At 69.6% G+C, this 26,770-nt stretch carries 27 protein-coding genes; 14 read left to right on the top strand and 13 right to left on the bottom strand.

The window, feature by feature from the left end; translation table 11 throughout:
- Window positions 1–315: 315 nt before the first annotated feature.
- Entirely contained in the window at window positions 316–1,908 is a 1,593-nt protein-coding gene (locus tag ACIBH2_RS01705; protein ID WP_397112305.1) for an amidohydrolase, read from the bottom strand.
- A gap of 100 nt (window positions 1,909–2,008) precedes the next feature.
- Here ACIBH2_RS01705 and ACIBH2_RS01700 point away from each other — a divergent pair, with 100 nt between their 5' ends.
- On the top strand, window positions 2,009–2,215 hold the full coding sequence (locus tag ACIBH2_RS01700; protein ID WP_397112303.1) for a DUF5302 domain-containing protein: 207 nt from the start codon (window positions 2,009–2,011) through the stop codon (window positions 2,213–2,215).
- Between the two features lie 72 nt (window positions 2,216–2,287).
- Here ACIBH2_RS01700 and ACIBH2_RS01695 read toward each other — a convergent pair whose 3' ends face one another.
- A complete protein-coding gene (locus ACIBH2_RS01695; RefSeq protein ID WP_397112301.1) occupies window positions 2,288–2,782 on the bottom strand; it encodes an FxsA family protein in 495 nt (164 codons plus the stop codon).
- A 265-nt stretch (window positions 2,783–3,047) separates the two neighbouring features.
- Here ACIBH2_RS01695 and ACIBH2_RS01690 point away from each other — a divergent pair, with 265 nt between their 5' ends.
- Window positions 3,048–3,839: an alpha/beta fold hydrolase gene (locus tag ACIBH2_RS01690; RefSeq protein ID WP_397112299.1), complete on the top strand. Its 792-nt coding sequence runs from the start codon at window positions 3,048–3,050 to the stop codon at window positions 3,837–3,839.
- A 10-nt stretch (window positions 3,840–3,849) separates the two neighbouring features.
- On the opposite strand, the gene ACIBH2_RS01685 is transcribed toward ACIBH2_RS01690, so the two are convergent.
- The gene (locus ACIBH2_RS01685; protein WP_397112297.1) at window positions 3,850–4,512 is read right to left on the bottom strand and encodes a response regulator; all 663 of its coding nucleotides are present in this window, start codon (window positions 4,510–4,512) and stop codon (window positions 3,850–3,852) included.
- Between the two features lie 58 nt (window positions 4,513–4,570).
- Entirely contained in the window at window positions 4,571–5,914 is a 1,344-nt protein-coding gene (locus tag ACIBH2_RS01680) for a sensor histidine kinase (RefSeq protein WP_397112295.1), read from the bottom strand.
- Between the two features lie 139 nt (window positions 5,915–6,053).
- On the opposite strand from ACIBH2_RS01680, the gene ACIBH2_RS01675 reads away from it, so the two are divergent.
- Window positions 6,054–6,821 carry a TSUP family transporter gene (locus tag ACIBH2_RS01675; RefSeq protein ID WP_397112292.1) on the top strand — a complete coding sequence of 256 codons (768 nt, stop codon included), beginning with the start codon at window positions 6,054–6,056 and terminating at the stop codon, window positions 6,819–6,821.
- A gap of 22 nt (window positions 6,822–6,843) precedes the next feature.
- On the opposite strand, the gene ACIBH2_RS01670 is transcribed toward ACIBH2_RS01675, so the two are convergent.
- The gene (locus ACIBH2_RS01670; protein ID WP_397112290.1) at window positions 6,844–7,671 is read right to left on the bottom strand and encodes a TetR/AcrR family transcriptional regulator; all 828 of its coding nucleotides are present in this window, start codon (window positions 7,669–7,671) and stop codon (window positions 6,844–6,846) included.
- Between the two features lie 188 nt (window positions 7,672–7,859).
- On the opposite strand from ACIBH2_RS01670, the gene ACIBH2_RS01665 reads away from it, so the two are divergent.
- From ACIBH2_RS01665 to ACIBH2_RS01655, 3 genes are all read left to right on the top strand, one after another.
- Window positions 7,860–9,386, top strand: a complete 1,527-nt coding sequence (locus tag ACIBH2_RS01665; RefSeq protein ID WP_397112288.1) for a TldD/PmbA family protein — start codon at window positions 7,860–7,862, stop codon at window positions 9,384–9,386.
- A 175-nt stretch (window positions 9,387–9,561) separates the two neighbouring features.
- Entirely contained in the window at window positions 9,562–10,899 is a 1,338-nt protein-coding gene (locus ACIBH2_RS01660) for a metallopeptidase TldD-related protein (protein WP_397116759.1), read from the top strand.
- Between the two features lie 189 nt (window positions 10,900–11,088).
- Entirely contained in the window at window positions 11,089–12,114 is a 1,026-nt protein-coding gene (locus tag ACIBH2_RS01655; protein WP_397112286.1) for a S1C family serine protease, read from the top strand.
- A gap of 9 nt (window positions 12,115–12,123) precedes the next feature.
- On the opposite strand, the gene ACIBH2_RS01650 is transcribed toward ACIBH2_RS01655, so the two are convergent.
- A complete protein-coding gene (locus ACIBH2_RS01650) occupies window positions 12,124–12,393 on the bottom strand; it encodes a helix-turn-helix transcriptional regulator (RefSeq protein WP_397112284.1) in 270 nt (89 codons plus the stop codon).
- Window positions 12,394–12,471: 78 nt separating this feature from the next.
- On the opposite strand from ACIBH2_RS01650, the gene map reads away from it, so the two are divergent.
- Window positions 12,472–13,239, top strand: coding sequence for a type I methionyl aminopeptidase (gene map / locus ACIBH2_RS01645; RefSeq protein WP_397112282.1), 768 nt, complete (start codon window positions 12,472–12,474; stop codon window positions 13,237–13,239).
- 5 nt (window positions 13,240–13,244) lie between these two features.
- Here map and ACIBH2_RS01640 read toward each other — a convergent pair whose 3' ends face one another.
- Window positions 13,245–13,964 carry a glyoxalase gene (locus ACIBH2_RS01640; protein WP_397112280.1) on the bottom strand — a complete coding sequence of 240 codons (720 nt, stop codon included), beginning with the start codon at window positions 13,962–13,964 and terminating at the stop codon, window positions 13,245–13,247.
- Between the two features lie 121 nt (window positions 13,965–14,085).
- Here ACIBH2_RS01640 and ACIBH2_RS01635 point away from each other — a divergent pair, with 121 nt between their 5' ends.
- Complete coding sequence (locus ACIBH2_RS01635) at window positions 14,086–14,670, top strand: PadR family transcriptional regulator (RefSeq protein ID WP_397112278.1); 585 nt, start codon at window positions 14,086–14,088, stop codon at window positions 14,668–14,670.
- 9 nt (window positions 14,671–14,679) lie between these two features.
- Entirely contained in the window at window positions 14,680–15,063 is a 384-nt protein-coding gene (locus tag ACIBH2_RS01630; protein ID WP_397112276.1) for a PPOX class F420-dependent oxidoreductase, read from the top strand.
- 266 nt (window positions 15,064–15,329) lie between these two features.
- Here ACIBH2_RS01630 and ACIBH2_RS01625 read toward each other — a convergent pair whose 3' ends face one another.
- The 3 genes from ACIBH2_RS01625 to cobN form a co-directional block, all read right to left on the bottom strand.
- Complete coding sequence (locus ACIBH2_RS01625; RefSeq protein ID WP_397112274.1) at window positions 15,330–15,716, bottom strand: PPOX class F420-dependent oxidoreductase; 387 nt, start codon at window positions 15,714–15,716, stop codon at window positions 15,330–15,332.
- A gap of 144 nt (window positions 15,717–15,860) precedes the next feature.
- On the bottom strand, window positions 15,861–16,397 hold the full coding sequence (locus tag ACIBH2_RS01620; protein ID WP_397112272.1) for a hypothetical protein: 537 nt from the start codon (window positions 16,395–16,397) through the stop codon (window positions 15,861–15,863).
- A 220-nt stretch (window positions 16,398–16,617) separates the two neighbouring features.
- Window positions 16,618–20,247 (bottom strand): cobaltochelatase subunit CobN, encoded by a 3,630-nt coding sequence (gene cobN / locus ACIBH2_RS01615; RefSeq protein ID WP_397112270.1) that lies wholly within the window; start codon window positions 20,245–20,247, stop codon window positions 16,618–16,620.
- A gap of 285 nt (window positions 20,248–20,532) precedes the next feature.
- Between cobN and ACIBH2_RS01610 the strand changes: the two genes are divergently transcribed.
- Window positions 20,533–20,742, top strand: a complete 210-nt coding sequence (locus ACIBH2_RS01610; protein ID WP_397112268.1) for a hypothetical protein — start codon at window positions 20,533–20,535, stop codon at window positions 20,740–20,742.
- Window positions 20,743–20,811: 69 nt separating this feature from the next.
- The gene (gene cobG, locus ACIBH2_RS01605) at window positions 20,812–22,014 is read left to right on the top strand and encodes a precorrin-3B synthase (protein WP_397112266.1); all 1,203 of its coding nucleotides are present in this window, start codon (window positions 20,812–20,814) and stop codon (window positions 22,012–22,014) included.
- An 88-nt stretch (window positions 22,015–22,102) separates the two neighbouring features.
- On the opposite strand, the gene ACIBH2_RS01600 is transcribed toward cobG, so the two are convergent.
- The gene (locus ACIBH2_RS01600; protein ID WP_397112264.1) at window positions 22,103–22,249 is read right to left on the bottom strand and encodes a hypothetical protein; all 147 of its coding nucleotides are present in this window, start codon (window positions 22,247–22,249) and stop codon (window positions 22,103–22,105) included.
- 356 nt (window positions 22,250–22,605) lie between these two features.
- Here ACIBH2_RS01600 and ACIBH2_RS01595 point away from each other — a divergent pair, with 356 nt between their 5' ends.
- From ACIBH2_RS01595 to ACIBH2_RS01585, 3 genes are read left to right on the top strand one after another with little or no spacing between them, the layout of a single operon-like run.
- Window positions 22,606–23,241 carry a precorrin-8X methylmutase gene (locus tag ACIBH2_RS01595; RefSeq protein ID WP_397112262.1) on the top strand — a complete coding sequence of 212 codons (636 nt, stop codon included), beginning with the start codon at window positions 22,606–22,608 and terminating at the stop codon, window positions 23,239–23,241.
- Complete coding sequence (gene cobJ / locus ACIBH2_RS01590) at window positions 23,238–24,764, top strand: precorrin-3B C(17)-methyltransferase (RefSeq protein ID WP_397112260.1); 1,527 nt, start codon at window positions 23,238–23,240, stop codon at window positions 24,762–24,764. The genes ACIBH2_RS01595 and cobJ overlap by 4 nt, the downstream gene beginning before the upstream one ends.
- Window positions 24,765–24,822: 58 nt before the next feature.
- A complete protein-coding gene (locus ACIBH2_RS01585; RefSeq protein ID WP_397112258.1) occupies window positions 24,823–25,368 on the top strand; it encodes a PadR family transcriptional regulator in 546 nt (181 codons plus the stop codon).
- Window positions 25,369–25,370: 2 nt separating this feature from the next.
- On the opposite strand, the gene ACIBH2_RS01580 is transcribed toward ACIBH2_RS01585, so the two are convergent.
- Both ACIBH2_RS01580 and ACIBH2_RS01575 read right to left on the bottom strand, forming a co-directional pair.
- The gene (locus tag ACIBH2_RS01580) at window positions 25,371–26,108 is read right to left on the bottom strand and encodes a cobalt-precorrin-6A reductase (protein WP_397116757.1); all 738 of its coding nucleotides are present in this window, start codon (window positions 26,106–26,108) and stop codon (window positions 25,371–25,373) included.
- Window positions 26,105–26,689: a hypothetical protein gene (locus ACIBH2_RS01575; RefSeq protein ID WP_397112256.1), complete on the bottom strand. Its 585-nt coding sequence runs from the start codon at window positions 26,687–26,689 to the stop codon at window positions 26,105–26,107. Before ACIBH2_RS01575 ends, ACIBH2_RS01580 begins: the two co-directional genes overlap by 4 nt.
- Window positions 26,690–26,770 lie beyond the last annotated feature (81 nt).

The raw sequence follows: 26,770 nt of genomic DNA, 5'->3' as shown, positions 1-26,770 counted from the left end.
GAGGCGGTCGATGCACTCGAACGCGCTGCCGCGCCTGAACTTTCGGTCCCGGGCGGCGCACCCCCGCTCCCTACGCCGGACGGCTCGGCCGCTGCGGAGGGTCCGCTCCCGGTCGCGGTGGGAGACGGTGTGTCGGGATGTTCCCCGCCGGAGGTCGCCTCATTCGATAAGTCGGTCGGCGCGCCTCGCGAGGCGGCGGCTCCTTCGGCATCGGTTGCTTCGTGCGTGCCCGCGGTTGCGGCCGGAGGTGGCGGCGGTGGCGCGACGCCTGTCGCGTCTGTGTGTGCGTCGGGTTCCGGTGTGGGAGAAGGCGGCTCAGGCTTCATAGATGGTGACCCCGCGGTGCACGGTGCGCAGGCAGCGCGGGAGAACGGCGTCGGGGGTCAGGGGTGGGAGGCCGGGGACTCGGGAGCGGGGGTCGGTGGACCAGCGCTGCACGGTGTCGGTGGCGGCGGCGACCACGAGATCGTCGGCTTCCCAGATGGCGAAAGTGGCTGGGGCACCGGGGACCAGGGTGCCGGAGACGCCGTCGCGGACGCCGCCCGCGCGCCACGCGCCGCGGGTGGCGGCGGTGAAGGCGGCGCGGGGCGAGATCTGGTGGCCGGGGGTGCGGTGGTGGGCGGCGGCGCGGACCGCGGCCCACGGGTCGACCGGGGTGACGGGGGCGTCGGAGCCGATGGCGAGGGAGATGCCCGCGGCGGCCATGGCGGCGAAGGGGTTGAGGGTGGCGGCGCGCTCGCCCAGGCGGGTGGCGTACATGCCGTCGGCGCCGCCCCAGGCGGCGTCGAATCCCGGTTGCACGCTGGCGATCACGCCCCATTCGGCGAGTTTCGCGATCTGGTCGGCGTCGACGAGTTCGGCGTGTTCGATGCGGTGGCCGCGCGCGGCCACGGCCGGGCCGCCGAGTTCGGCGACCACCCGGCCGAAGCCCGCCACCACGGCATCCATGGCGGCATCGCCGATGACGTGGAATCCGGCCTGGATTCCCGCTTCGGTGCAGGCGCGCACATGGTCGGCGATGGCGTAGGCGTCGAGAAATCCGACGCCGGTGGTGTCGCGGTCGGCGTAGGGCTCGCGCAGCCAGGCGGTGTGCGAGCCGAGCGAGCCGTCGACGAACAGGTCGCCGCCGAGGCCGTGCACGCCGAGTTCCTTGATCAGGGTGCGCGCCTCGTCGGCGGTGCGCACGGCCTCGCCCCAGTACACGCGCACCTCGACGCCGTGCGAGAACTCCAGCAGCTCGGTCACATCCGTGCGGCCGCTGATCTCGGGTCCGGCGCATTCGTGCACGGCGGCGATACCGTGCGCGGCGGCGTGGTCGAGGGCGGCGCCGCGGGCGCGGTCGCGGTGGGCGCGGTCGAGTCCGGCCAGGGTGGCGGCGCGCACCAGGTGGTGGGCGTCGGCGCGCAGCGGTTCGCCACGCGTGAAGCCCTGGGCGGTGGTGACTTCGGGCACAGTGTCGAGCAGCGTCGAGGAGACCACGGCCGAGTGCGCGTCCACGCGGGTGAGGTACACGGCGCGCCCGGGGGCCGCGGCGTCGATCTCCGCCAGGCTGGGCGGTCGTCCTTCGGCCCAACGGGTTTCGTCCCAGCCGTCGCCGAGAATGGTGCCGGTCGGGTTGTTCGCGGCGAATTCCCGTACCAGTTCCAGGCATTCGGAGAGTGAGGCGGTGCGCGACAGGTCGAGGCCGGTGAGCTTCAGGCCCAGCGCGGTGAGGTGCACGTGCGGGTCCACGAAGGCGGGCGCGACGAACGCACCGGCGAGGTCGATGATCTCCGCGTCCGGATGCAGGGCGCGCCCCGGCTTGTCCTGCCCCACCCACACCACGGTTCCGTCGGTGACCGCCATGGCGGTCGCGTCGGGATTACTCGAACTGTAGATACGGCCACCGACAAGCAACTGGGTACTCACGGGGTTCCAGTCTGCCGCACGGGCCGCCGCACCGCCCCGGCAGGCCACCGTCCCGGTGCGGTGGCTGGCCGGACGTCCGGCCACCTGTCAGGCTGTCACTGTGAAAACTGAAGACAACCAGGACAAGCCGGAGACGGCCGCCGCCTCCGCGGACGACATCAAGCGCCGCTTCCGAGAGGCTCTCGACCGCAAGCAGAGTCAGCACCAGGACGGCGTGGGCGGCGAGGGCCGGGGCGGTTCCAAGATCCACGGGACGCACGGCCCGGCGAGCAACAAGCGGTCGTTCCGCCGCAAGAGCGGCGGCTGAGCACCCGACCGCAGCACGAGCCGGTGGTGTCTCCCTGTGGGAATCACCACCGGCTCGGCACGGGGGATGGAGTCAGCGGGGGTCGATCATGCGGTGCGCGGGTCCCTGACCATCGTCGTACCACTGGCTGACCACGGTGGCGTCGACGACCTCGCCATCGGGGTCGACCACCACATTGCGGAAGCCGCGCGGGCCGACGGCCATGGCCACGCGATCCAGACGGCGGGCCGCGAAAGCCGCGACGGCGGGGCGCAGCAGGAACCGCGTCGCGGGGATGAGCGCCAGCAGGCCCAGCAGCGTGGTGAGCAGGCCGGGCACGAACATCAAGACGGCACCGGCGGTGACCAGGGCCCCGTCGGCCACGGCCGAACTGGCCGCGATCTCACCGCGTCCGGCGCGCCGGAACTGTTCGAACACCCGCCGACCCTGCGATTTCACCAGGATCAATCCGGCCGCCGACCCCGCGATGAGCAGCAGAATCGTCGGAAACACGCCGATGACATGGCCGACGGCGACGAGCGTGGCGATCTCGGCGACGAGGTAGACGACGAACAAGAGGGCGGGCATGGTTGCGATCCTTTCGGACGATCTACCGGGTCAACGTTCGAGGAGCGCGATTTTCTCCCGAGGGTGACTGTGGTGCGGGGCACGCGGTCTCCGGGCATCGCGGCCCGAACCGCGCGAGGCGCGTCCGACCAGTGGCTTTCTCGGCGGCGACCGCGTTGGTCGGCGCGGCGTCAGAGCGCCCCCCGCGGCGACTCTGCCACGGGACATAGACCCCGGTAGCTCGGTACGGGCGCGATCTGGGAGTGGGCGGAGCTACGGTGAACTGGTGGAAGACCGCGGTGCTCTTCAGCTTTCGATTCCCGGAATCCATGCCGAGGTCGCGGGAGCCGGGCCGACGGTGGTGCTCAACCACGACGGCCTCCTCGACAGCGCGGCGTGGGGGACGATGTTCGAGGCGCTCTCGACCACGCATCGAGTGGTGCGGTGGGATCGGCGCGGGTACGGGCGTTCCGACTCGCCGACCGGTCCGTACTCCAGCGTCGATGACCTCGTGCGGGTCATTCGCGCCGCCTCGGACGCGCCGGTGACCATGATCGGCTGTTCCTTCGGCGGCTTCCTGGCGCTGCGGTGCGCGCTCGACCATCCGGAACTGGTGTCGGCGCTCGTGCTGCTCGGCCCGATCGTCACCGGGCTGCCGCTCAGCGAGCACTTCCTGACGCGCGGCGGACGCGAGGTGCCCGGCCCGCACGCCGCGGTCGAGCGGCAGATCGAGTTCTGGAGCGAGACCGATCCCTGGTACGTGGCACCGGCCAATACCGCTGCGCGCCAACGGCTTCGGGAAGTGCTCGAGGCCAGCCCGAACAACCTCGGTCCACACGAGGACGGGGCGGTCGAACCCGACCGGCCAGCGCTCCCCCGACTCGGCGAGATCGCCGTACCCACACTCCTCCTCGTCGGCGAAGCCGACCATCCCGATGTGCACGCCCACAGCGGCGCGATCGAAGCCGCGATTCCGGGAGCCCGCCGCACGGTGCTGTCCGGCTGCGGCCACAGCCCACACCTCGAAGTCCCCGACGCCCTCGACCGAGTGCTGCGCGAATTCCTCGACGCGCACTAGAGCACGGCGGTCAGGCGCTGCCCGGGCGGACCAGCCCGGTCTCGTAGGCGAGGACCACGGCTTGGACGCGGTCGCGCAGGCCCAGTTTGGTGAGGACGCGGCCCACGTGGGTTTTGACGGTGGCTTCGGAGAGGAACAGCGTCGAGGCGATCTCGGCGTTCGAGCGGCCCGCGGCGATATGTTCGAGGACTTCGCGTTCGCGGGCGGTGAGAACGTCGAGGACGCCCGGGTCGCGGCCGGAGCCCGGGTCATCGGCGATGAGGCGGTCGAGCAGGCGTTTGGTGACCTTCGGGGAGACCACGGCGTCTCCGGCGGCGACACTGCGAATGGCGGAGATGAGGTCCTCGGGCGGGGTGTCCTTGAGCAGGAAGCCGCTGGCTCCGGCGCGCAGCGCGCCCAGCGCGTGTTCGTCGAGGTCGAAGGTGGTCATGACCAGAACCTTGCTGCCGCACCCGGATTCGATGATGCGAGCGGTGGCCGTGACGCCGTCGGTGATCGGCATCCGCACATCCATGAGCACCACGTCGGGCCGCAGTTCGGTGGTGCGGGTGATGGCGGTGGCGCCATTGTCGGCCTCCCCCACCACCTCGATATCGGGGTGCGCGCCGAGCACCATCTTCAATCCCGCGCGCATGAGTTCCTGGTCGTCGACAACGAGAACGGTGATCGGCACGCGCACCAATCTATCGGCCCGACATCCGGATCCCCCGCATCGGCCCACGCGGCGGCGGTCACTCCCCCGTGCCGCGAGACAGCGGAATGGTGGCGACGACGTGCCAGCCGCCTTCGGGGCGGCGGCCCGCGGTGAGCGTGCCGCCGAGCACGACCATGCGTTCACGCATACCGACCAGACCGAGGCCGCTGCCGACAATGGGGGTGGCGTGCGCGGCGGCGGCCGTGCGGACGGTGTGGTCCGATTTGTCGGCGGCGGGGGTCGCACTCGACAGGCGGCCGTTCCCGCCGGTGGTGGCGACGGTGGCGCTGCCGGGACGACCGGTGGCGGCGGTCGCACTGGCGACGCGGCCGGACGCGGCGGCATCGCGGTGGATCGTGGTGGCGGCGGGCACGCCACCCGAATCGGTGACCTCGACCAGAATGTCGTTGTCGCGGCGGCACACTCGGACGCGGGCGAAGGCGTCGGGTCCGGCATGGCGCAGGGTGTTGGTCAGTGATTCCTGGACGATGCGGTGGACGCCGAGGCTCACCTCCGGGCTGACATTGTCGAGTTCGCCGCTCAGTTCCAATTCCACCGCCAGCCCGGCATTGCGCATGAGCTCGACGACCTTGGCGATTCCGGCGGTGCCGTGCTGTGGCAGCTGTTCGGGCGCGTGTTCGGTGCGCAGCAGTTCGACGGTGCGACGCAGCTCGCGCAGAGCCTCGCGGCCGGTGGTGGCGATGGTGCCGAGGGCCTGCTCGGCGGCGTCGGGGTCCAGGCGCAGCGCGTAGCGGGCCCCGTCGGCCTGGACGATGATGACGCTCACCGCGTGCGCGACCACATCGTGGAGTTCGCGGGCGATGCGGGTGCGTTCGGCGGCGACGGCGTCGTGGGCGCGGCGCTCACGGTCGTAGTCGGCGACGGCCAATCGCGCGGCGACCTCGGCGTCGTAGGCGTGGCGCGCGCCGATGAACTCGGCGAGGGTCCAGCAGAACGCGTAGTACACGGCGGTGAAGGCGATATCGGTGCCTTCGGGCGTGCCGATCATGGAGAAGGAGAAGGCGCTGTCGACGATCAGTCCGGCGGCATACCAGAGTCCTTGGCGGCGACCGACATACGCGACCAGCGTGTAGAGCATGATGCCCAGCCCCAGCAACGCCGGGTGCAGCGCGTCCCCGTCGCCGATCCCCCAGTGCACCAGCGTGGTGAGCAGCGAGAACCCCAACATCGCCACCGCGCTCGCCACCGGATGGGTGCGCCGGAAGATCATCGGCAGCGGCAGCAGCACACTCATCGCCAGATACGCGATCTTGTGCTGGCTCTCGGCCACCCCGAGCATGTCGACGAGCATCAGCGCGAGCGCCAGTATCGAATCCGCCACCTGCGGCTTCCCGCGCAACCAGAGACTGAACCGACGCATGCCCCCACCCTAGAGGTGCGCTCGCGCGGTCCCGACGACCTGCGGCCGCGGGCCGGATCGCCGTGCGGCAGGGCTACCACCGGGCCACGCCGGTCGCGGCGATTTGCCGGGTGTGCGCGGGTTCTGGTTGGGTCAGCGGGTGAGTGTTGCGGACTGGGCGGTTCTCTTGACGGCGGCCACCGCCGCCGGATGGGTCGATGCGGTGGTCGGTGGCGGCGGGCTCATCATTCTGCCGACGTTGTTCGTGGTCGCGCCGGGAATCGCGCCGCAGACGGCCTTGGGCACCAACAAGATCGCGGCCTTCTCGGGGACGAGCGCGGCGGTGATCACCTTCGCGCGCAAGGTGCCGATGCAGTGGAAGCGGCTGGTGCCCGCGGCGATCCTGGCGGGGGTGACGTCCGCGGCGGGGTCGGCGGCGGTCGGCCTCATCGACCGAGACCTGTTCATCCCCATCGTGATGGTGGTCCTGGTCGGCGTCGCCATCTTCGTGACACTGCGCCCCTCCATCGGCGTCACCCTGGCCACGCACCCGCCGACCCGCCGCAAGACCCTCCTGGTGATCGGTATCGCGGCCGGGCTCATCGGCCTCTACGACGGCATTCTCGGCCCCGGCACCGGCACCTTCCTCATCATCACCTTCGCCACGCTGCTCGGCACCGAGTTCGTGCGCGCCGCCGCCATGGCGAAGGTGATCAACTGCGGCTCGAACCTCGGTTCGCTCATCTTCCTCGGCGCGACCGGCCACGTGCTGTGGGCACTCGGGCTCGCCATGGCCGTCGGCAATGTGGTGGGCGCGGTGATCGGCTCCCACATGGCCCTGGCCCGCGGCGCGAGTTTCGTGCGGGTGGTCCTGCTCGTGGTCGTCATCGGCATGGTGATCCGGCTCGGCTGGCAACAGTTCGCCTGAGCGGCACCACCTCGGCGGGCCGTCAGACCAGGACGTCCTCGGGCAGCGGTAGGTCGTCCTCGACGCTCTGGCGCGCCGAATGCCCCTGGTACCAGGCCGGTTCCGGGCGGGCTGGTTCAGCCACGCCCAGCGGCCCGGTGCCGCTGTCCACGCGGTGCACGGTGAGCCGCTCGGTCGGCAGCGAGCGGACCGTCGTGCGCTGCACCGGTTCTCGCAGCGGTGGCGGGCTGGGCGGTTCGGACAGCCACGGAGCCAAGACCTTCGAGGTGGTCTCCTGGATCTTGCGATGCAGGTCGCCCTCGTCCAGACCCGGCTGCTGGAACAGCACGGTGAGCGCGCCCGACACGGCCCCCACCACCGCGCCCACGAGCGCGGCCGCGCCGACGTCGTCGAGCTCGTCGGGGAAGGCGGCCCGCAACTGTCGAGCGATCTCCTGCTGCGAGGCCAACTGCGCGTAGGCCGCGCGCCCGCTCACGGCGGGCACGGTGCGCGAGATCTGGGCGCGCAGTACGGAGATGCGGGCGGCGAGGGTGTCGCCGAGATGATCGCCGGGGTTGTCGCCCGCGGCGCGCAACGCCCGCAACAGCACCTCGACGGGTCGCTCCCCGGGCCGTCGCGTGGCAATGGCTTGCACGGCGGCCTGCACCCGTTCGTCGGGTTCGGGGAACAGCAGTTCCTCTTTGCTGGCGAAGTAGTTGAAGAAGGTTCTGGTGCCGACTTCGGCGGCGGCGGCGATATCGGCGACGGTCGTCGCCTCATAGCCTCGGGACTCGAACAGCTCGACGGCGGCCTCGTGGAGGGCGCGGCGGGTGCGTTCGCGTTTGCGGTCACGGAGTGCGGATGGCGGCACGCGGGCAGACCCTACGGCATTCGAACAGCAAAACGCGGCATGTCCACGCCGTCGACGTGCGTGTTTCATGGTGTGCCTCTTCGCAGTTCGTGCATTGTTGCAGCGTGTGCACGTTTGCACGGTGTGTATTTCGCGCCGCGTTTCAATAATGTTGAAACCGCCCGCGTGTCGCCTCTAGCGTGGACCGGGTGAGCATCGCAACCAAGGTCGTGGACGAGGATTTCCGCGCGCTGCCGCTGACCGCGCTCGCCGACGCCGCCCTCTCGGCGGCCCGTGCGGCGGGCGCGAGTTATGCCGATCTGCGGGTACATCGCCTGGTCACGCAGTCCATCAGCCTGCGCGACGGCCGGGTCGAATCGGTCAGCGACAGCACCGATCTCGGCTTCGCGGTGCGGGTGATCGTCGACGGCACCTGGGGTTTCGCCTCGCACGCGGTGCTGAGTCCGGCAGCCGCGGCCGAAGTGGCACGACGTGCCGTCACGGTCGCGACCACATTGCGGGCCTTGAATCGGGAGCACATCGAGCTCGCCCCGGAGCCGGTGTACGACGGCGTGGAGTGGGTGTCGGACTACGACATCGACCCGTTCACGGTGCCGACCCCGGAGAAAACGGCGCTGCTGCTGGACTATTCGGAGCGGCTGCGCGCCGCCGACGGCGTGGATCACGTGACGGCGAACCTGCTCCAGGTCAAGGAGCAGACCTTCTACGCCGACACCTTCGGCTCACGCATCACCCAGCAGCGGGTGCGCCTGCAACCGGTGTTGGAGGCCATCACGGTCGACTCGGCGGCGGGCGTGTTCGAGACCATGCGCACCCTGGCCGCCCCCGCGGGTCGCGGCTGGGAGTACGTCACCGGCGCGGACGGAATCTGGGACTGGGCGGGCGAACTCGCGCGGATACCGGAGTGGCTGGCCGAGAAGGTGAAGGCCCCCACCGTCTCCCCCGGCCCCGCCGACCTGGTGATCGACCCCTCCAACCTGTGGCTGACCATTCACGAATCCATCGGCCACGCCACCGAATACGACCGCGCCATCGGCTATGAATCCGCCTACGCGGGCACCTCCTTCGCCACCCCCGACAAACTGGGCACGCTGCGGTACGGCACGCCGATCATGCACGTCACCGGTGACCGCACCCAGACCCACGGACTCGCCTCGGTCGGCTACGACGACGAGGGCGTCGCGGGACAGCAATGGGATCTCGTGCGCGACGGCGTTCTCGTCGGCTACCAACTCGACCGCGTCTTCGCACCGCGCCTGGGCCTCGAGCGTTCCAATGGCTGCTCCTACGCCGACTCCCCGCATCACGTCCCGATCCAGCGGATGGCAAATGTCTCGCTACAGCCCGACCGCGAGCGCGACACCACGACCGCCGAGCTCATCTCGCGGGTGGAGGACGGCATCTACATCGTCGGCGACAAGTCCTGGTCGATCGATATGCAGCGCTACAACTTCCAGTTCACCGGCCAGCGCTTCTTCCGAATCCGCAACGGCGAGTTGGCCGGTCAACTCCGCGATGTCGCCTACCAGGCGACCACCACCGATTTCTGGGGCTCGATGGAGGCGATCGGCGGCCCCTCCACCTGGGTGCTCGGCGGCGCGTTCAATTGCGGCAAGGCCCAGCCCGGGCAGGTCGCGGCGGTCAGCCACGGCTGCCCGTCGGTCCTGGTGCGCGGCATCAACATCCTCAACACCCGTACCGAGGCCGGGCAGTGAGCCGCGCCGAACGGCGAGCACACCCGTGCCCGATGAGCGGGGACGACACGATGAGCGTGAAGGGGGCGCGGTGAGCGCACGAAGCGGTAACGACGGTCTCGCGGCGGTGGCGAATGTCTTGCCCGCGCCCGAGGTGGTGGAGTCGGCGCTGCGGCTCTCGCGCGCCGACGAGGCGATGGTCATCGTCACCGACGCGCACGACGCCTCGCTGCGGTGGGCCGGAAACTCCATGACCACCAATGGTTCCGCCATCTCCCGGGACTGGGCGGTCGTCTCGATCTTCCGGGAGGGCCCGACCGTCGCGCGCGTCGGCAGTGTCGGCTCCACGAGCGTCGAGGCCGCCGATATCGAGGCCGTGGTGCGCGCCAGCGAGGAGGCCGCGCGCACCGCCGAACCGGCGAAAGACGCCATGCCGCTGCTGGATCCGGATGCTCTCGACGCGGACGGCCTGGACTCGAGTCTGGCCTGGGACGGCTCCCCCGCCACCACCGACATCACCGTCTTCGAGGGTCTGGCCCGCGATCTCGCGGTGGGATTCGATGGCGCGGACCGGCTCTACGGGTTCGCCCACCACCAGATGCACTCGACCTGGCTCGGCACCTCCACCGGCGTGCGCCGCCGCTGGGTACAACCGACCGGTTCGGTCGAGATCAATGGGAAGCGCGGCGAGGGCGCGGATCTGGCCAGCGCCTGGGTCGGGGCGGGCACCTACGACTTCACCGATATCGACACCCCCACGCTGCTGGCGGAACTCTCGCGGCGACTGGACTGGTCCAAGCGCCGCGTGGACCTGCCCGCCGGGCGCTACGAAACCCTGCTGCCGCCCTCCGCGGTCGCGGACCTCATGATCTACATGGCGTGGACCATGGAGGGTCGCGGCGCGCACGAGGGCCATACCGCCTTCGCCCGCAAGGGCGGCACCCGAATCGGCGAGCGCCTCACCGAGATTCCGCTCACCCTGTACTCGGATCCGAGCGCATCGGGCCTCGAGTACCGCCCGTTCGTCGCCACGCCCGCCTCGTCGGAGTCGATGTCGGTCTTCGACAATGGCCTGTCCGCCCGGCGCACCGACTGGATTCGCGAGGGCGTCATCGAATCCCTGGTCTACCCGCGCGCGACCGCGGCCGAATTCCAGGCACCGGTCACGTTGCCCGGCGAGAACCTCCTGCTGTCCGGCGGCTCGGAGGCCTCGCTCGCCGATATGATCGCCCGCACCGAGCGCGGCCTGCTGCTCACGTGCCTGTGGTACATCCGTGAGGTCGATCCGGCGACGCTGCTGCTGACCGGGCTGACCCGGGATGGGGTGTATCTGGTCGAGAACGGTGAGGTGACCGCGGCGGTCAACAACTTCCGGTTCAACGAGAGCCCGTTGGATCTGTTGCGGCGCGTGTCCGAGGCGGGGCGTACGGAGGTCACCCTGCCCCGGGAGTGGAAGGATTGGTTCACGCGGACGGCTATGCCAGCGCTGCGGGTGCCGGACTTTCATATGTCTTCGGTGAGTCAGGCGACGTGAGGTACTTTGGCCTGAACGGTCAGAATTCGCACCGACACGTCGATTTCGACCATCCGGCCGCGATTTTCGACCGCTCAGGCCAATACCGCTCAGGCCAATTCCGCCAACCGCGAACACCATGCCAACCCCACCCACCGCGGGCATCCTGGAGGAACAACTCTGTAATCACGTAATCGGGTGGTGGTCGTCATGGACGACGAGACCCTGTCGACGCCGGAAGACGCCGCGGGCTCACCGAGCCGTGCCGAAAGCTCCGAGATCCCGGCGGGCGATGTCTCCCGCCTGCTCGGTGGCGAGCCGGAGTCCGACGCCCTGGACGCGTACTCGCGCACCGTGATCGCGGTCGCCCGATCGGTCACCCCGCATGTCGCGAGCGTGCAGACTCGCCGCGGCGGCGGCTCCGCCGTGGTCTTCACCGATGACGGGTTCCTGCTCACCAATGCCCATGTCGTCGGGTCGTCGACCTCGGGCAGCGTGGTCTTCGCCGACGGGGTGGAGTCGAAATTCGATGTGGTGGGGGTCGATCCGCTCTCCGATCTCGCCGTGTTGCGCGCCCGCGGCGGCGCACCCCGCGCGGCGGCCCTGGGCGATGCCGACAATCTCGTGGTGGGTCAACTCGTCGTCGCCGTCGGCAGTCCCCTCGGTCTGGCCGGATCGGTGACGGCCGGGGTGGTCAGCGCCCTGGGCCGGGCGGTGCCGGTCGGCAATCGGCGCACGGTGCGGGTGATCGAGGATGTCATTCAAACCGATGCCGCGCTCAATCCCGGCAATTCCGGTGGGGCGCTGGCCAATTCCGCCGGGCGGGTGGTCGGGATCAACACCGCCGTGGCGGGTATCGGGCTCGGGTTGGCGATCCCCATCAAGATGACCACGCGCCGCATCATCACCACGCTGCTGCACGAGGGTCGGGTGCGGCGCGCCTACCTCGGCGTGGTCGGCGTTCCAGCCCCGCTGCCGACAGCGGTGGCCGCGCGCACCGGACAGGATGCCGGGCTGCGCTTGGTGGAGGTCGTGCGCGGCGGACCCGCCGAACGGGCCGGACTACGCCGGGGCGACCTGGTGCTCAGTGTGGCCCGCGTGGAAGTCCGGGACGCCCAGGGCATTCAACGGCAACTCTTCGCCGAGGCGATCGGCCGCCCGCTGCCGGTGACGGTGCTGCGCAATGGGGCCATGGTCGATGTCATCGCCGTGCCGGTCGAACTCAGCGTCGACTGACAGTGTCGCTCAGGAGGCGGACCGGTGCGCCACGGCGGTCGGGTGCGTGATCTCGGCGAGCTCGTCCAAGGGAATGTCGAGGGTGCGGCTCAAGGCGATGACCGTCGCGAAGGCGGGTGTGGGCAGGCGGCCGGATTCGATTTTGCGCAGGGTCTCCGGGGAGATTCCGGCGGTGGCGGCGACCTCGTGGAGATCGCGCCCGGCCCGCGCCGTGCGCAGGGCCGCGCCGAGGCGGCGACCGGCCTCGATCTGCGCCGGGGTCAAGGGGAGTCGAACCATGCCGCCCACCCTACGTTTGGTATTTAAATACCGCAACCGGCTACAGTGGTATAAAAATACCGAATTGGAGAGGTTGTCATGGTGGAGTTGAAGTCCCCGGCGGAGATCGCGAACATGCGGGTGACGGGACGGTTCGTGGCCGAGGTACTGGGTGAGCTGCGCGAGCGCGCCCAGGTGGGAGTGAACCTCCTGGATCTGGAAGCCCATGTGCGCGAACGCATTCGACAGCGTGGAGCGCAGTCCTGCTACTGGGACTACTCCCCCTCGTTCGGGCGCGGACCGTTCCGCAACACCGTCTGCCTGTCGGTGAACGACGCCGTACTGCACGGCCTGCCGTTCGACTACGACCTGCGCGACGGCGATGTGCTGACCATGGACCTGGCCGTGGGCATCGACGGCTGGGTCGCCGATGCCGCCACCACCGTGATCGTCGGCACCGCGGCCGAGGAGGATGTGCGCCTGGTCCGCGCCACCGAGGAGGCCCTCGCGGCGGCCATCGCGGTCGCCGTGCCGGGCAATCGGATCGGCGATATCTCCGCCGCCATCGCCGAGGTGGCGCACGGGCACGGGTACCGCGTGAACACCGAATACGGGGGCCACGGCCTCGGGCGCACCATGCACGAGGATCCGCACATTCCCAATGAGGGCAAGGCGGGTCGAGGTTTTCGGCTGCGGCCCGGCCTCACCATCGCCATCGAACCGTGGTTCGCCGCCACCACGGATCGCATTGTCACCGATCCGGATGGCTGGACGCTGCGCTCGGCCGACGGATCGCGCACCGCCCATTCCGAGCACACGGTGGCCATCACCGACGCGGGTCCGGAGATCCTGACCCGCGCGGCGTAATCGGCCTATCCTTCCTTCTCCAGCCACTGCGCCAGGTCGCCGACGATATCGAGTTCCTTGGCCACCTCGGCGCGATCGGCCTCCGACAGCTCCAGGTCGCCGAGTTGGCGGCGCATCTTCTCGGCACGGGCGGAATCGCCCATCGCGGTGGCGATTTCGATGAGCTGGGCGAGGGCGCGACCCTTCTCGACCGCGGGGGCCGTGGCCCCGAACCGCTTCAGGCCCGATTCGAGGGCGCGCGCGGCCGCCTTGTCGTCGTTCTTGGAGTCGCGCAGGATGCGGGCGTTGTCGAGGACGCGCGCCAGACCTTCGAGGGAGCTGTCGCCGCCGTATTCGAAGTCGGGTTCGTCGCGGCGAATGTAGATGATGGCGTTGCCGACCGGGTCGACCACGGTGAAACGGGTTTGCCCCGGACGGAAGCGCGTAATGCGCGGATTGCCGCGAACGGGCACTTTGCCGTAGCGGGCGCGCAGCGCCGTGGTGAAGTCGGCGTGCAGCCGCTCGACCTCGTCCACGAGCACCAGACAGCCGACGTACGCCACCTGGGCGTCGACGCCGTCCTTCGGAGTCGGCCCGAAGTGCACCGCGTACCCATCGCGCTCGACCACGCCGTAGGTGTAGGGCCGAGTCTGTTCGGAGGTCACCTGGTAGCCGAGCGCGCGATAGAAGTCCAAGGTTTCGGGCAGATTCCCGCCCCACAGCACCGGCACGGAGACGCCAGACATCGTCGAAATCACCTCACGAATTGGTAATCAAATTTGACTAGTCCAGCGTAGGGTCGGTGCGATCGGGAAGTCAAATTTGATTACCATGGGTTCGCCGTACTCACCGAGGGAAGGTTCAACCGTGTCCGCTGTGCGTCTGCTCGTACTCGGCGTCGTGCGCATGCATCGCCAGCCCACCTACGGCTATGCCGTGCGGCAGGAGTTGCTGTCGTGGCGGGCGGAGACGTGGACCAATGTGAAGCCGGGGTCGATTCATCACGCGCTCAAGCAGCTCGCCCAGGAGGGCAGCCTGCGCGCGCTCGGCACCGAGGGCAGCGCCAAGGGGCCCGGGCGCACGCTCTACGAGATCACCGACGCGGGCGAGGCGGAGTTTGTGCGGTTACTCGAAACCGCGTTGGTCAGTGCCGATATGGAGGAGCTCGGCGCGGGGATCGCTTTCATGGACGCGCTGCCGCGGGCGCGGGTGGTGGAGTTGCTGCGCGAGCAGCGGGAGCGCAGCGAGGAGATTCGGGTCGGGCTGCTCGCGATGATCCCCGAATTCCCCGGCCGCCACGTCGCACCGTATTCGGTGGATCTACTCGAACTGTGGAGCGGCGTGTTCGCCAATCTCACGGAGTGGACCGGTGGGCTGCTCGCGCGTCTGGAGGCGGGCGAGTACCACATGGCGGACGAACCGACCGTTCCGAACGAACCGGCGGCGGGATAGGCTGCGGGCGTGGACAACCCGTTCGGCCCGGTGGGCACCGCCAACTACGTCCTGCTGACCACCTTCCGCAAGGACGGCACCCCCGTCGGCACCGCCGTCTGGGCGGCCCTCGACGCCGGTCGCCTCTACATCTGGACGGTCACCGACAGCTGGAAGGTCAAGCGCCTGCGTCGCAACCCCCAGGTCACCCTGCAACCGTGCGACGCCCTCGGCAAACCCCGCGGCGCGGTCATCACCGGTACCGGCACCATCCTCGACGCCGCGGGCACCGACCGCGTCCGCAGCCTCATCAAACGCAAGTACGGCATCCCCGGCTGGTTCGGCGTCTACGGCAGCCTCCTGCGCCGCGGCAAGAACGGCACCATCGGCCTGGAAATCACGGCGGACAGCTGACCGGTGGCGCGGCGCTGCCGTCGCGCACACCGTGCAGGAACTCCTGGCTTGCTCGATTCCGGTCGCGACGACTCCCGGCGCTGTCACTCCGGCACACGCCAGGCCGGAATCCGCCACTGCTGGTTGCCGTTTCGCGCCTCCCCCGCCATACCGCTGGCTAGGCAGACAAAATGGCCCGAATTCGCTACTGCCGGTTGCCGTTTCGCGCGTATAGGCGCGGGCGACGCCACACCGGGATGACGCGGGGGTGCCGTCCCGATGGTGGCTCAGGCGGCGGGTTGGGGGTCGACGGCGATGCCGATGGCGGCGTCCTTACCTCGGAAGAGTTTGTGGCCCTTGATGAGTAGCTGGCCGACGATGCCGTATTTGCGGCCTACCAGATCGCGGACGCGTTGGGTGCCGTCGGCGTCGAGAAGGTGGGCGGTTCCGGGGTGGATTTCGTCGCCGCGCGGGTTGCCGCGGTTGTCGCAGATCTGGAGGGTGACCTGCGGGTTGCGGCGGATACGTTTGACCTTCCAGGATTTCGGGGCGGTCCAGATGAGGACCCGGGCGCCGTCGGGAGCCAGCCAGACGGGGGTGCCTACCGGGGTGCCGTCCTTCTTGTAGGTCGTGAGCAGCGCGTATTTGGCGGTGGCGACATCGTTCCAAGACATGTCTCAACCGTAGGGGCGCGAGCGGTACGTGGCATCCGTCCACGAGCGTGGTTCGGGGTACGACCGTGGACGGATGCGGCCTTCACCGCCGGACTGCCCGCGTCCGGCGGTGAAGGGGCGGTCTGCGCTCCGGCCACTAGGGTGTCATCGCTGTCCCGCGATGATCGCCCCGAGCAGACCGCCCACCCCGCAGCCGATGACGGCGCCGACGAGGAAGAACCAGATACCGATCACGACACCGACCACGCAGCCGATGAGCGCCCCGGCCACGATCGACCCGGCATCGGCGACATGCTGTAGCGCGACGGTTTCGAGACCCGGCGCGGCCACATCGGCGGCATTGGCCGGACGGACCGTCAGTTGGGTGCCGGTCGAATCCAGGTGCGGCACCACCTGAACCGCCCTGTCGGGCAGGTAGTAGGTGGTCGGGATGGCGGCGATGGCCTCCCCGCTGGGCGCGAGGACGGCGACGGCGTCGGGGCCTATTTCGAAGCGTCCCGCGGCCAAGGTGGTGGTGACGGCGCTGCGGTCCGGAGCGAGCGTCGTGGTGTACTCGACCCCTCGATCGACACCACTGATACCCGGTCCGGCGACTCCGACCTCGCCATGGGCGGTCGTGGTGGCCACGCACAGCGCGGCAATGGAAAGTAAAGCGGTAGCGGCGATTTTGGCGATACTCATGGTGTTACCTGCAATCGAGAAGCCGATTCACCTCATGAGACGAATACGCGGCGAATCGGGAATCCACTTCCAATTATGGTTCCCTCGAATGGGATTGAATGGTCCCGACATCTTCCCCGAGCCGACGCCGGAACCATTCTTATGTTCCTCTCAGAAACTTGCAGGCGGAAACCCCCGGTGCCGGGGTTGTCCTCCAATGTCCTCTTACGCCGCCTAACGGCTACTCCAGCTCACCCTCGGTCTCCAGGTAGACCTGGCGCAGTCGGTCCAGGGTGTCGGATTCCGGGTTCTCCCAGAGCTTTCGCTCCGCCGCTTCCAGCAAACGTTCCGCAATGCCGTGCAGCGCCCAGGGATTGGACTGTTCCATGAACTTGCGATTGGTCTCGTCGAATACATAGCTCTCGGCGAGCTTTTCGTACATCCAATCGGCGACCACATTGGTGGTGGCGTCGTAGCCGAAGAGATAGTCGACGGTGGCGGCCATTTCGAACGCGCCCTTGTACCCGTGGCGGCGCATGGCGTCGAGCCAGCGCGGATTCACCACGCGTGCCCGGAACACCCGGGTGGTTTCTTCCGAAAGCGTCCGGGTGCGAACGGAATCCGGGCGGGTGCTGTCGCCGATGTAGGCTTCCGGATTCTTGCCGGTGAGCGCGCGCACGGCGGCGACCATGCCGCCGTGGTACTGGAAGTAGTCGTCGGAGTCGGCGATATCGTGCTCGCGGGTGTCGGTGTTCTTGGCCGCCACCGCGATCCGGCGGTAGGCCGAGCGCATATCGTCGGCGGCGGGTGCGCCGTCGAGGTCGCGGCCGTAGGCGTAGCCGCCCCAGGTGGTGTACACCTGCGCGAGGTCGTCGTCGGTGCGCCAGCTCTTGGAGTCGATGAGCTGGAGCAGGCCCGCGCCGTAGGTGCCGGGCTTGGATCCGAAGATGCGGGTGGTGGCGCGGCGGTCGTCGCCGTGTTCGGCGAGGTCCGACTGCGCGTGCGCGCGAACGTAATTGGATTCGGCGGGTTCGTCGAGTCCGGCGACCAGGCGCACCGCGTCGTCGAGCAGGGCGAGCACGTGCGGGAAGGCGTCGCGGAAGAAGCCGGAGATGCGCACGGTGACGTCCACGCGCGGACGGCCGAGCTCTTCGAGGGAGATGACCTCGAGGGTGGTGACGCGGCGGCTGGCCTCGTCCCACACCGGCCGCACGCCCAGCAGCGCGAGCACTTCGGCGATATCGTCGCCGGAGGTGCGCATGGCGGAGGTACCCCACACCGAGAGTCCCACGGATTTCGGGTATTCGCCGTGGTCGGCGAGGTAGCGCTGGAGCAGCGAATCCGCCATGGCCTGACCGGTTTCCCAGGCCAGCCGCGACGGGACGGCCTTGGGGTCGACGGAGTAGAAGTTGCGGCCGGTGGGCAGCACATTGATCAGGCCGCGCAGTGGTGAGCCGCTGGGTCCGGCGGGGATGAATCCGCCGTCGAGGGCGTGCAGGACGCGCTGGATCTCGATGCCGGTCTGCCGCAGGCGCGGCACCACCTCGGTGGCGGCGAAGCGCAGCACCGAGCGGACGGCCGAGAGGCGTTGCGCCGCAGCCGCTGTCGCGGCATCGTCGGTTTCGCCCACGAGCCGCGCCGTCACCTCCTCGACCGCGTCGGCGGACCAGTCCGCCTCCTGCATGGCGGCGACCAGGGCGCGCGCACGCGCCTCGAACGTATCCACCCGTTCGCGCGATTCGTCGCCAGCCTCGCTGAGCCCCAAGGCTTCTCGCAGGCCGGGCACGTTCACTTCGCCGCCCCACAGCTGCCGCGCCCGGAGCATGGCGAGCACCAGGTCGGTTTCGGTCTCCCCCGCCGGGGCCTGGCCGAGGATGTGCAGGCCGTCGCGGATCTGCACATCCTTGATCTCGCACAGCCAGCCGTCGACGTGCAGCAGCATATCGTCGAAGACGTCCTCGTCGGGCCGCTCCTCGAGGCCCAGGTCGTGGTCCATCTTGGCGGCGCGCATGAGCGTCCAGATCTGCTGGCGGATGGCGGGCAGTTTGGCCGGGTCGAGCGCCGAGATATTGGCGTGCTCGTCGAGCAGCTGCTCCAAACGCGAGATGTCGCCGTAGGTTTCGGCGCGCGCCATGGGCGGGATGAGGTGGTCGACCAGGGTGGCGTGGGCGCGGCGCTTGGCCTGGGTGCCCTCGCCCGGGTCGTTGACCAGGAACGGGTAGATGAGCGGCAGATCGCCGAGGGCGGCATCGGTACCGCAGGAGGCGGACATGCCGAGCGTCTTGCCCGGCAGCCATTCGAGATTGCCGTGCTTGCCCAGGTGCACCATGGCGTCGGCATGGAAGCCCTCGGGTGCGGCCAGCCAGCGGTAGGCGGCCAGGTAGTGGTGGCTGGGCGGCAGATCCGGGTCGTGGTAGATGGCGACCGGGTTCTCGCCGAAGCCGCGCGGCGGCTGCACGATGAGCACCACATTGCCGAATCGCAGTGCGGCGATGACGATTTCGCCCTTGGGGTCGGCGGAGCGGTCCACGTAGAGCTCACCGGGCGGCGGTCCCCACGCCTCGATCACGTGCTCGCGCAGATCATCCGGGAGCGTCTCGAACCACGCCGTGTAGGTGTCCGCGCCGATGCGGATCGGGTTGCCTTCCAGCTGTTCGGCGGTGAGCCAGTCGGGGTCCTGCCCGCCCGCGGCGATGAGCGCGTGGATCAACGCGTCGCCGTCACCCTGCTCGAGCCCCGGAATCTCGCCGGGCGCGCCGAGATCGTAACCGGCGGCCCGCATTTCGGTGAGCAGGCGAATCGCGCTGGCCGGGGTGTCCAGGCCGACGGCATTGCCGATGCGCGCGTGCTTGGTCGGATAGGCCGATAGCATGAGCACCACGCGCTTGTCGGCATTGGGGATGTGCCGGAGCTTGGCGTAGCGCACCGCGATTCCGGCGACGCGGGCCGCGCGCTCGGCGTCGGGCACATAGGTGGACAGTCCGTCGGCGTCGAATTCCTTGAAGGAGAACGGCACCGTGATGATGCGGCCGTCGAATTCGGGCACGGCGACCTGGGTGGCGACGTCCAGTGGCGAGAGGCCGTCGTCGTTGGCCTCCCACTGTTCGCGGCTGCTGGTGAGGCAGAGCCCTTGCAGGATGGGCACATCCAGCGCGGCCAGCGCGGCCACGTCCCACGCTTCGTCCTCGCCACCGGCCGACGCGGTGGCGGGTTTGGTGCCACCGGCGGCGAGCACCGTCACCACGAGGGCGTCGGCCTCGCCGAGGCGGCGCAGCAGCTCCGGGTCGGCGGTGCGCAGCGAGGCGCAGTACAGCGGCAGCGGACGCGCCCCGGCGTTCTCGATGGCCGTGCACAGGCCGTCGACATAGGCGGTGTTCCCGGCCAGCTGCTGAGCCCGGTAGTAGACGACGGCGACGGTCGGCGCATCCTCGGCAACCGGTCGCGCCTGCCGCTCCAGCTCACCCCAGCTCGGCATCTCCACCGGCGGTTCGAAGCCGTGGCCGGTGAGCAGCACGGTGTCGGAGAGGAAGTTGTGCAGCTGCAGCAGATTCGCGGGGCCGCCCGCGGCGAGGTAGTTGTGCGCGTCGGCGGCCACGCCGATGGGCACGGTGGACTGCTCCATGAGTTCGGCGTCGGGTGCGATCTCGCCGCCGAGGGCGACGAGCGCGATCCCGCTGGCGCGCACCGCCTCCAGGCCCTCCTCCCAGGCGCGGACACCGCCGAGAATGCGCACGATCACCAGGTCGGCGCCGTCGAGCAGGGCGGGCAGATCCTCCGGCAGCAGACGCGCGGGGTTGGCGAGCCGGTAGTCGGCTCCGCTGGCGCGCGCACTCAGCAGATCGGTGTCGGAGGTGGACAGCAGCAGAATCACGAGTTCGGCCTTCCTAGGGTTACGCGCCCAGCATGGTTCGAGGCCCGACGGGAAGGTCTGACTGTCACAGTGGCGCGACCGCACCGGAATTGCACCGGTTTCTTCCGTCCGACGAGCCCCCGGACTCTATCGCGACGGGATCACAGTGCTGCAAACCTCATCCGCGCGCGCCGGGCCCGCGCGTACGCTGCGGGTATGCCGAACACACCTGGATGGGTCAGGCGGAATCGGTTCGCCGCCTGGTCAGGATACTTTTGCGCACTGGTTGCTTTCGCAACGCTGGCAATGGCTTTGACCGCTGCTGGCACCGGCCATTCGGAGTTGGCCATCGTCTCGGGTGGCGTGTGCGCGGCGACGCTGCTGTTCGCGCTGCTGCTGCTCAGTACCACGGTGCACCGCGATCATGTGGAACAGCACCGTGGTCCGAACCTGCTCGACGACAACTGGCATACGAGTCCCCGGTGGGTCCGCGACCGCGGTACTCCGGAGGCATAGCGCGCGACGAGTGTGGCCGTCACCGCCACTCGCGGGGCGCTGCGGTGTGGTCCGTAGGCTGGACTGGTCATGACTCGAAGCGATCCCGATTCCTGCCCGGGCGTGCTGCGGCTGCACGAGGCCGCCGACGGCCCGCTCGCCCGTATCCGTGTGCCCGGTGGGCGGCTCGAGCCCGAGCAGTTGCTCGCGCTCGCCGAGGCGGCGCGCGATCTGGGTGACGGCACCATCGAACTCACCTCGCGCGGGAACGTGCAGTTGCGGCAGGTGCGTGATGCCGCCGCACTGGAGCGTCGCCTCGATGCCGCCGGGCTGCTGCCCAGCGCCACCCATGAGCGGGTGCGCAATATCATCGCCTCGCCCCTGTCCGGTCGGATCGGCGGCTGGTCGGATGTGCACGGCCTGGTTCCGGCGCTGGATGCTGGCCTGCGGGCCGATGCGCGATTGGCGGACCTGCCGGGGCGGGTGTTGTTCACCCTCGACGACGGGCGCGGCGATGTCAGCGGCCTGGGTGCTGATATCGGCGTGCACGCCGTGGACGAGCACGAGTACGCACTGCTGTTGGGCGGCACGGACTCCGGGCTGCGGGTGCCCGCCGAGCACACGGTCGAGGTCATGCTGTCGGCGGCGCGGGGTTTCCTCGAGCTGCGCGACGGGCAGTGGCGACTGCATGAGATCCCGGACGGCCCGGCCACCCTCGCCGAGCGGCTGCGTGCCGCGCACCCACACCTCACCGTCGCCGAGGCGTTGGAACTGCCCGCGCGCCAGGACATTCCGATCGGCTGGCTGCAACAGGGCGACGACCGGGTCACCTTGGGCGCGGGAGTGCGCCTCGGGAGCCTGGCTGCCCGCACCGCCGAATTCGTCGCCGCCATCGAACGCCCGATCTACCTGACCCCGTGGCGCACCCTGGTCATCACCGACCTCGACGAATGGACTGCCGAACAGGTGGTCCGCGTACTGGCCCCCATGGGTTTGATCTTCGACGCCACCGACCCGTGGCTCCAGGTCACGGCCTGCGCGGGTCAGCCGGGCTGCGCCAAATCGCACACCGATGTCCGCGCCGACGCGGCCGAGGCTGTCGAGTCGGGTCGCGTACTGCCTTCCGGCACAGCACAACCCGCACACGGCATCCCGGCCGAGGAGGTCGTCGCGGTGGGCCGTCAACACTGGTCCGGCTGCGACCGCCGTTGCGGCCGCCCACGGGGCGCCGTCACCGATATCGAGGCCACTCCCGAGGGATACCGCGTCACTCCACCGGAATCGCAGCGCTGACGAGGAGGTAGGCGAAGCGGTCACACCGACCCAGCGCGTGCCCCCGGCACCGGCATTCCAACTCGGCCGCATCACGCACCCGCCGCAACTACGCGTTCCCGCGCAAGGTGAGTTCGATGGCCCCGTCGCCGAGATCGCGCGCCGCCTCGGCGAGCAACTGCTCGGGCTCGAGCCGCCCACCGGGCACACGGATACGCGCGGGCGGGCCGTCGGCGGCATCGTGCAGCCGCGGCACACCCGGGCAGGAATCGGAATCGGTTCGCGTCGGCCTCGTGAGCTGCGAGAACTCCCTGGACTGCCGGTCACCTGGCTATATCGTGTTCGTAGCTGCCCCGACATGCCACCGCGGGCACGGCGCGCCCCCAGACGCAGGGCGTCGTGTTGCCGGTGCCGCCGCCGGGCTCACTCCGCGGTCACCGGACCGCAGCCACTCCGCGCAGTGGGCAACGGCCCGCACCGCAGCGCCGTGTAGCCGCCCTGCGCTCTGCGCATGCGCCCGCAGTGTTCGGGGAATGTCGGCCGCGGGAGTGCGGTTCCCCACCGCCGCCCCGGCGCGCAGCAGCCGCCGCACCCCGCCTTAGGGTGGACGCCATGTCCGACGTGCGCACCAGCTACCTCACCGACGGGGCCGAGATCTATCGGCGCTCGTTCGCCACCATTCGCGCGGAGGCCGATCTCGCGCGGTTCCCGGCGGACGTGTCGCAGGTGGTCGTGCGCATGATTCACGCCTGCGGGCAGGTGGACCTGGCGGCGGATGTGGAATTCAGCACCGATGTGGTGGCCAAGGCCCGGGCGGCGCTGCGGGCGGGTGCGCCGATTCTGTGCGACGCCAAGATGGTGGCGTCGGGGGTGACGCGCAAGCGGCTGCCGGTCGACAACGAGGTGCTGTGCCTGCTCGACGATCCGCGCGTGCCGGATCTCGCGGCGGCACTGGGCAATACACGGTCCGCGGCGGCGCTGGAGCTGTGGCGCGATCGGCTCGACGGCGCGGTGGTGGCCATCGGCAATGCCCCGACCGCGCTGTTCCATCTGCTCGACATGATCGACGCGGGTGCGCCGCGCCCGGCCGCCGTGCTCGGCATTCCGGTGGGATTCATCGGCGCGGCCGAATCCAAGCAGGCCCTGGCCGAGTACGGCGGGGTGGAGTTCTTGACGGTGCGCGGTCGGCGCGGCGGCAGCGCCATCACCGCGGCCGCCCTCAATGCGATTGCGAGCGAACAGGAATGAGCGGGAAGCTCTGGGGTGTCGGCCTGGGTCCGGGCGATCCGGAACTGGTGACGGTCAAGGCCGCGCGGGTGATCGCCGAGGCCGATGTGATCGCGTTCCACAGCGCGCGGCACGGGCGCAGCATTTCGCGGGCCATCGCCGCGCCGTACATGCGCGCGGGGCAGCTGGAGGAACACCTCGTCTACCCGGTGACCACCGAGACCACCGATCACCCCGGCGGCTACCAGGGCGCGATCGACGAGTTCTACGAGAGCGCGGCCGCGGTGCTGGCCGAGCATCTGGCCGCCGGGCGGTCGGTGGCCTTGCTCGCCGCCGGTGACCCGCTGTTCTACAGCTCGTTCATGCATATGCACCGGCGGCTGGCCGACCGGTTCGACACCGAGATCATTCCGGGCGTCACCTCGGTGAGCGCCGCCTCGGCCGCGCTCGGCACCCCCTTGGTCGAGGGCGATCAGGTGTTGACCGTGCTGCCCGGCACCATGCCCGTGGACGAGCTCACCCGTCGCCTGCGCGATACCGACGCCGCCGCCATCATGAAGCTCGGCCGCACCTATCCCGGTGTGCGCCAAGCACTCTCGGACGCGGGCCGACTCGAGGGCGCGTACTACGTGGAGCGCGCCAGCAGCACTCGGCAGCGCGTGCTGCGGGCCGCCGACGTGGACGAGGCCAGCGTGCCGTACTTCGCCATCACCCTGGTGCCGGGGCCGGAACCGGCCACCCCGATACCCTTCACCGAACCCGCCGCGAGCATCGAATCCACTGTGACACAGCCCGATTCGGTCGGCGAGGTGGTTGTCGTCGGACTCGGTCCCGGTGCGACCGAATGGACCACGCCCGAGGTCTCCGCGGCGCTCGCCAACGCCACCGATATCGTCGGCTACAGCACCTATGTCGATCGCGTGCCCGAGCGCCCCGGGCAGCGCCGTCACGCCAGTGACAATCGCGTCGAATCCGAGCGTGCCGCAATGGCTTTGGATATGGCCAAGAACGGCGCGCGGGTCGTGGTGGTCTCCTCCGGCGATCCCGGCGTCTTCGCCATGGCGGCCGCGGTCGTCGAGGAATCGGCCGATCCGCAGTGGCGCGACGTGCCGGTGCGGGTCCTGCCCGGGATGACGGCGGCCAGTGCGGTCGCGAGCCGCGTCGGCGCGCCGCTCGGCCACGACTTCGCCATGATCTCGCTCTCGGACCGGCTCAAGCCGTGGGAAGTGGTGGCGCGCCGGATCTCCGCTGTGGCCGCCGCCGATATGGCCTTCGCCGTCTACAACCCGGCCTCCTCGCAGCGCACCTGGCAGGTGGCGGCCATGCGGGACCTGGTGTTGGAACACCGCAAGCCCGATACGCCGGTGGTCCTGGGCCGCGATGTCGGCGGTCCGACCGAATCGGTGCGGGTGGTGACACTCGGCGAACTCGAGCCCTCCGAGGTGGATATGCGGACCCTGCTCATCGTGGGCGCGTCCACCACCACGGTGTTCGACGCGGCGGGCGGGCCGCGCGTGTTCACCTCCCGCCGCTACACCGACTAACATTCCATAGTGGAAGTTAGCGGGCACTCGTATTTCGGCGCGGAAAAGGAGTGTGAAGGTGGCAGACGACAAGGCCCGGCGACCCCTCAACTCGACGGCCGCCTCGCTACTGGGGTTCCTGCATCAAGGCGATATGTCCGGCTGGGATCTGGTGGCGCTCGCCCAGGACCGCATCGGCGACTTCTGGACCATCACCCAGAGCCAGGTGTACCGCGAGCTGGCCACCATGCATCAGCAGGGCCTCGTGGAGAAGGGCGAGGCCGGGGCCCGCGACCGCACCCCGTACCGGATCACCGAGGAGGGCCGCGAGGCCTTCGCCGAGTGGATCGCGCGCGATCCGGGCGCGGAGACGATTCGCGTTCCGCTGCTGTTGACCTTGTCGTTCGGGGAGTTCGTGGAGCCCGACCGGCTCGAGCGCATCATCGCGGCCAATCGCGATATTCACGAACAGCGGCTCTCCGGATATCTCGCGGGCACTGACGAGCAGCGCATCTCGCCGTTCGAGCGGGCGACGCTGGATTTCGGTATCCGCTACGAGCGCGCGGTACTGGAGTGGTTCGATCGCCTGCCCGAATTGCTCAGTCGGACAAGCCGTCTCAGCTGAGTTCAGCGCTGACGCCGCAGCCACTCCCACGCCGCCGCGACGGTCTCCACGGTCCGCGCGCCCGGCGGCAGGGCCGGGCGGTCCACCACCACGACCGGCAGTGCCAGGGCGCGGGCGGCGGCGAGTTTGGCTTCGGTCTGCGCGCCACCGCTGTCCTTGGTGACCAGCACGTCGATGCGGCGGTCGGTGAGCAGGGCGGTTTCGTCGGCGACGGTGAAAGGTCCACGCGCGAGCAGTACTTCGTGCCGCGGCGGGAGCTCGCCCTCGGGCGGGTCGATGGCGCGCACCAGGAACCACTGGTCCCGCAGGCCCGCGAACGCCCCCACGCCTTGGCGGCCGATGGTGAGGAACACCCGCTCCCCCAGTCCGGCAACGGTTTTCGCCGCCTCGGCGAGATCCGCCACTCGGATCCACCGGTCCCCCGGCTGTTCGGTCCACCCGGGTCGGCGCACATGCAGCACCGGCAGTTCGAGACTGGTCGCCGCCGCTGCGGCATTGGCGGTGATACCGCCCGCGAAGGGATGGGTGGCATCGACCACCGCGTCGATACCGTTGTCGGACAGCCACTTCCGCAGGCCGTCCACGCCCCCGAAGCCCCCGACCCGGACCGCGCCGGTCGGGAGCACGGGTTCACGGACACGCCCGGCGAGCGAGGAGACGATATCGAATCCCCGCTCGCCGGTTGCCTTGTCGGCGAGTTCCCGCGCTTCACGGGTGCCGCCGAGAATCAGGATTTTCAGGGCTGCCCGCTGAAGTAGGCGATACCCGAATCGATGAGCGGCTGGCCGCCCGCGATGAGCAGTCCGATGAGCGCACCGAACGGCAGTCCGATCCCGAAGAAGAACGCCCCGATGATCGCGCCGATCAGCGCGCCCAGCGACGCCCGCTGCAGCTCCGCGAAGAACCACTGCTGCGACCCGATGTACTTCACCGACACGTCCTCGGCCTTGGGCGCGGTCAGCGAGAGTTCCCGCCCGTCCTGCCCGATAGCCGCGGTCAACGCGATCTCCTGCTGCCCGACCTTCGCCGCCAGCGGCACCTGCGCGACAACCTCACCGGCCTGATTCTTCAGACTGACAGCCTTCGCATCCGCATCCAGACTGAACAACCCACCGGTAACCTGCGTGACCACCGTATTGCCGCTCTCGGCCAACTTCACCGAGTAGTCGACCCCACGCTCCGACCCCTGCGTCTCCGCCGCCGGAGTCACCTGAACAGCGGCCGGACCGCCCTCGGCCGGAGCCGCATAGCTCGTGCCCGAGGCAATAGCGGTAGCGGCGATGGCGGTCATGGCGATCGTCGCGAACTTCGTGTACTTCAATGCATCTCCCAATAGAGCTGAAACGACCCCCGATAAGCATCGGGTTCCGGCACGTCACCCTACCGTTGACGCAGTGACGTT

Source organism: Nocardia sp. NPDC050406 (genome assembly GCF_044459025.1).
In the GTDB taxonomy this organism is placed as follows: domain Bacteria; phylum Actinomycetota; class Actinomycetes; order Mycobacteriales; family Mycobacteriaceae; genus Nocardia.
This window is presented reverse-complemented; position numbering and strand designations above follow the sequence as displayed.

Bases quoted from the DNA above. Each gene is read 5' to 3' on its own strand.
- ACIBH2_RS01695 (WP_397112301.1), bottom strand. From the start codon at position 2,782: ATGCCCGCCCTCTTGTTCGTCGTCTACCTCGTCGCCGAGATCGCCACG.
- ACIBH2_RS01680 (WP_397112295.1), bottom strand. From the start codon at position 5,914: ATGCGTCGGTTCAGTCTCTGGTTGCGCGGGAAGCCGCAGGTGGCGGAT.
- ACIBH2_RS01660 (WP_397116759.1), top strand. From the start codon at position 9,562: ATGGTCATCGTCACCGACGCGCACGACGCCTCGCTGCGGTGGGCCGGA.
- ACIBH2_RS01655 (WP_397112286.1), top strand. From the start codon at position 11,089: ATGGACGACGAGACCCTGTCGACGCCGGAAGACGCCGCGGGCTCACCG.
- ACIBH2_RS01650 (WP_397112284.1), bottom strand. From the start codon at position 12,393: ATGGTTCGACTCCCCTTGACCCCGGCGCAGATCGAGGCCGGTCGCCGC.
- map (WP_397112282.1), top strand. From the start codon at position 12,472: ATGGTGGAGTTGAAGTCCCCGGCGGAGATCGCGAACATGCGGGTGACG.
- ACIBH2_RS01640 (WP_397112280.1), bottom strand. From the start codon at position 13,964: ATGTCTGGCGTCTCCGTGCCGGTGCTGTGGGGCGGGAATCTGCCCGAA.
- ACIBH2_RS01625 (WP_397112274.1), bottom strand. From the start codon at position 15,716: ATGTCTTGGAACGATGTCGCCACCGCCAAATACGCGCTGCTCACGACC.
- ACIBH2_RS01620 (WP_397112272.1), bottom strand. From the start codon at position 16,397: ATGAGTATCGCCAAAATCGCCGCTACCGCTTTACTTTCCATTGCCGCG.
- ACIBH2_RS01610 (WP_397112268.1), top strand. From the start codon at position 20,533: ATGGCTTTGACCGCTGCTGGCACCGGCCATTCGGAGTTGGCCATCGTC.
- cobG (WP_397112266.1), top strand. From the start codon at position 20,812: ATGACTCGAAGCGATCCCGATTCCTGCCCGGGCGTGCTGCGGCTGCAC.
- ACIBH2_RS01595 (WP_397112262.1), top strand. From the start codon at position 22,606: ATGTCCGACGTGCGCACCAGCTACCTCACCGACGGGGCCGAGATCTAT.
- cobJ (WP_397112260.1), top strand. From the start codon at position 23,238: ATGAGCGGGAAGCTCTGGGGTGTCGGCCTGGGTCCGGGCGATCCGGAA.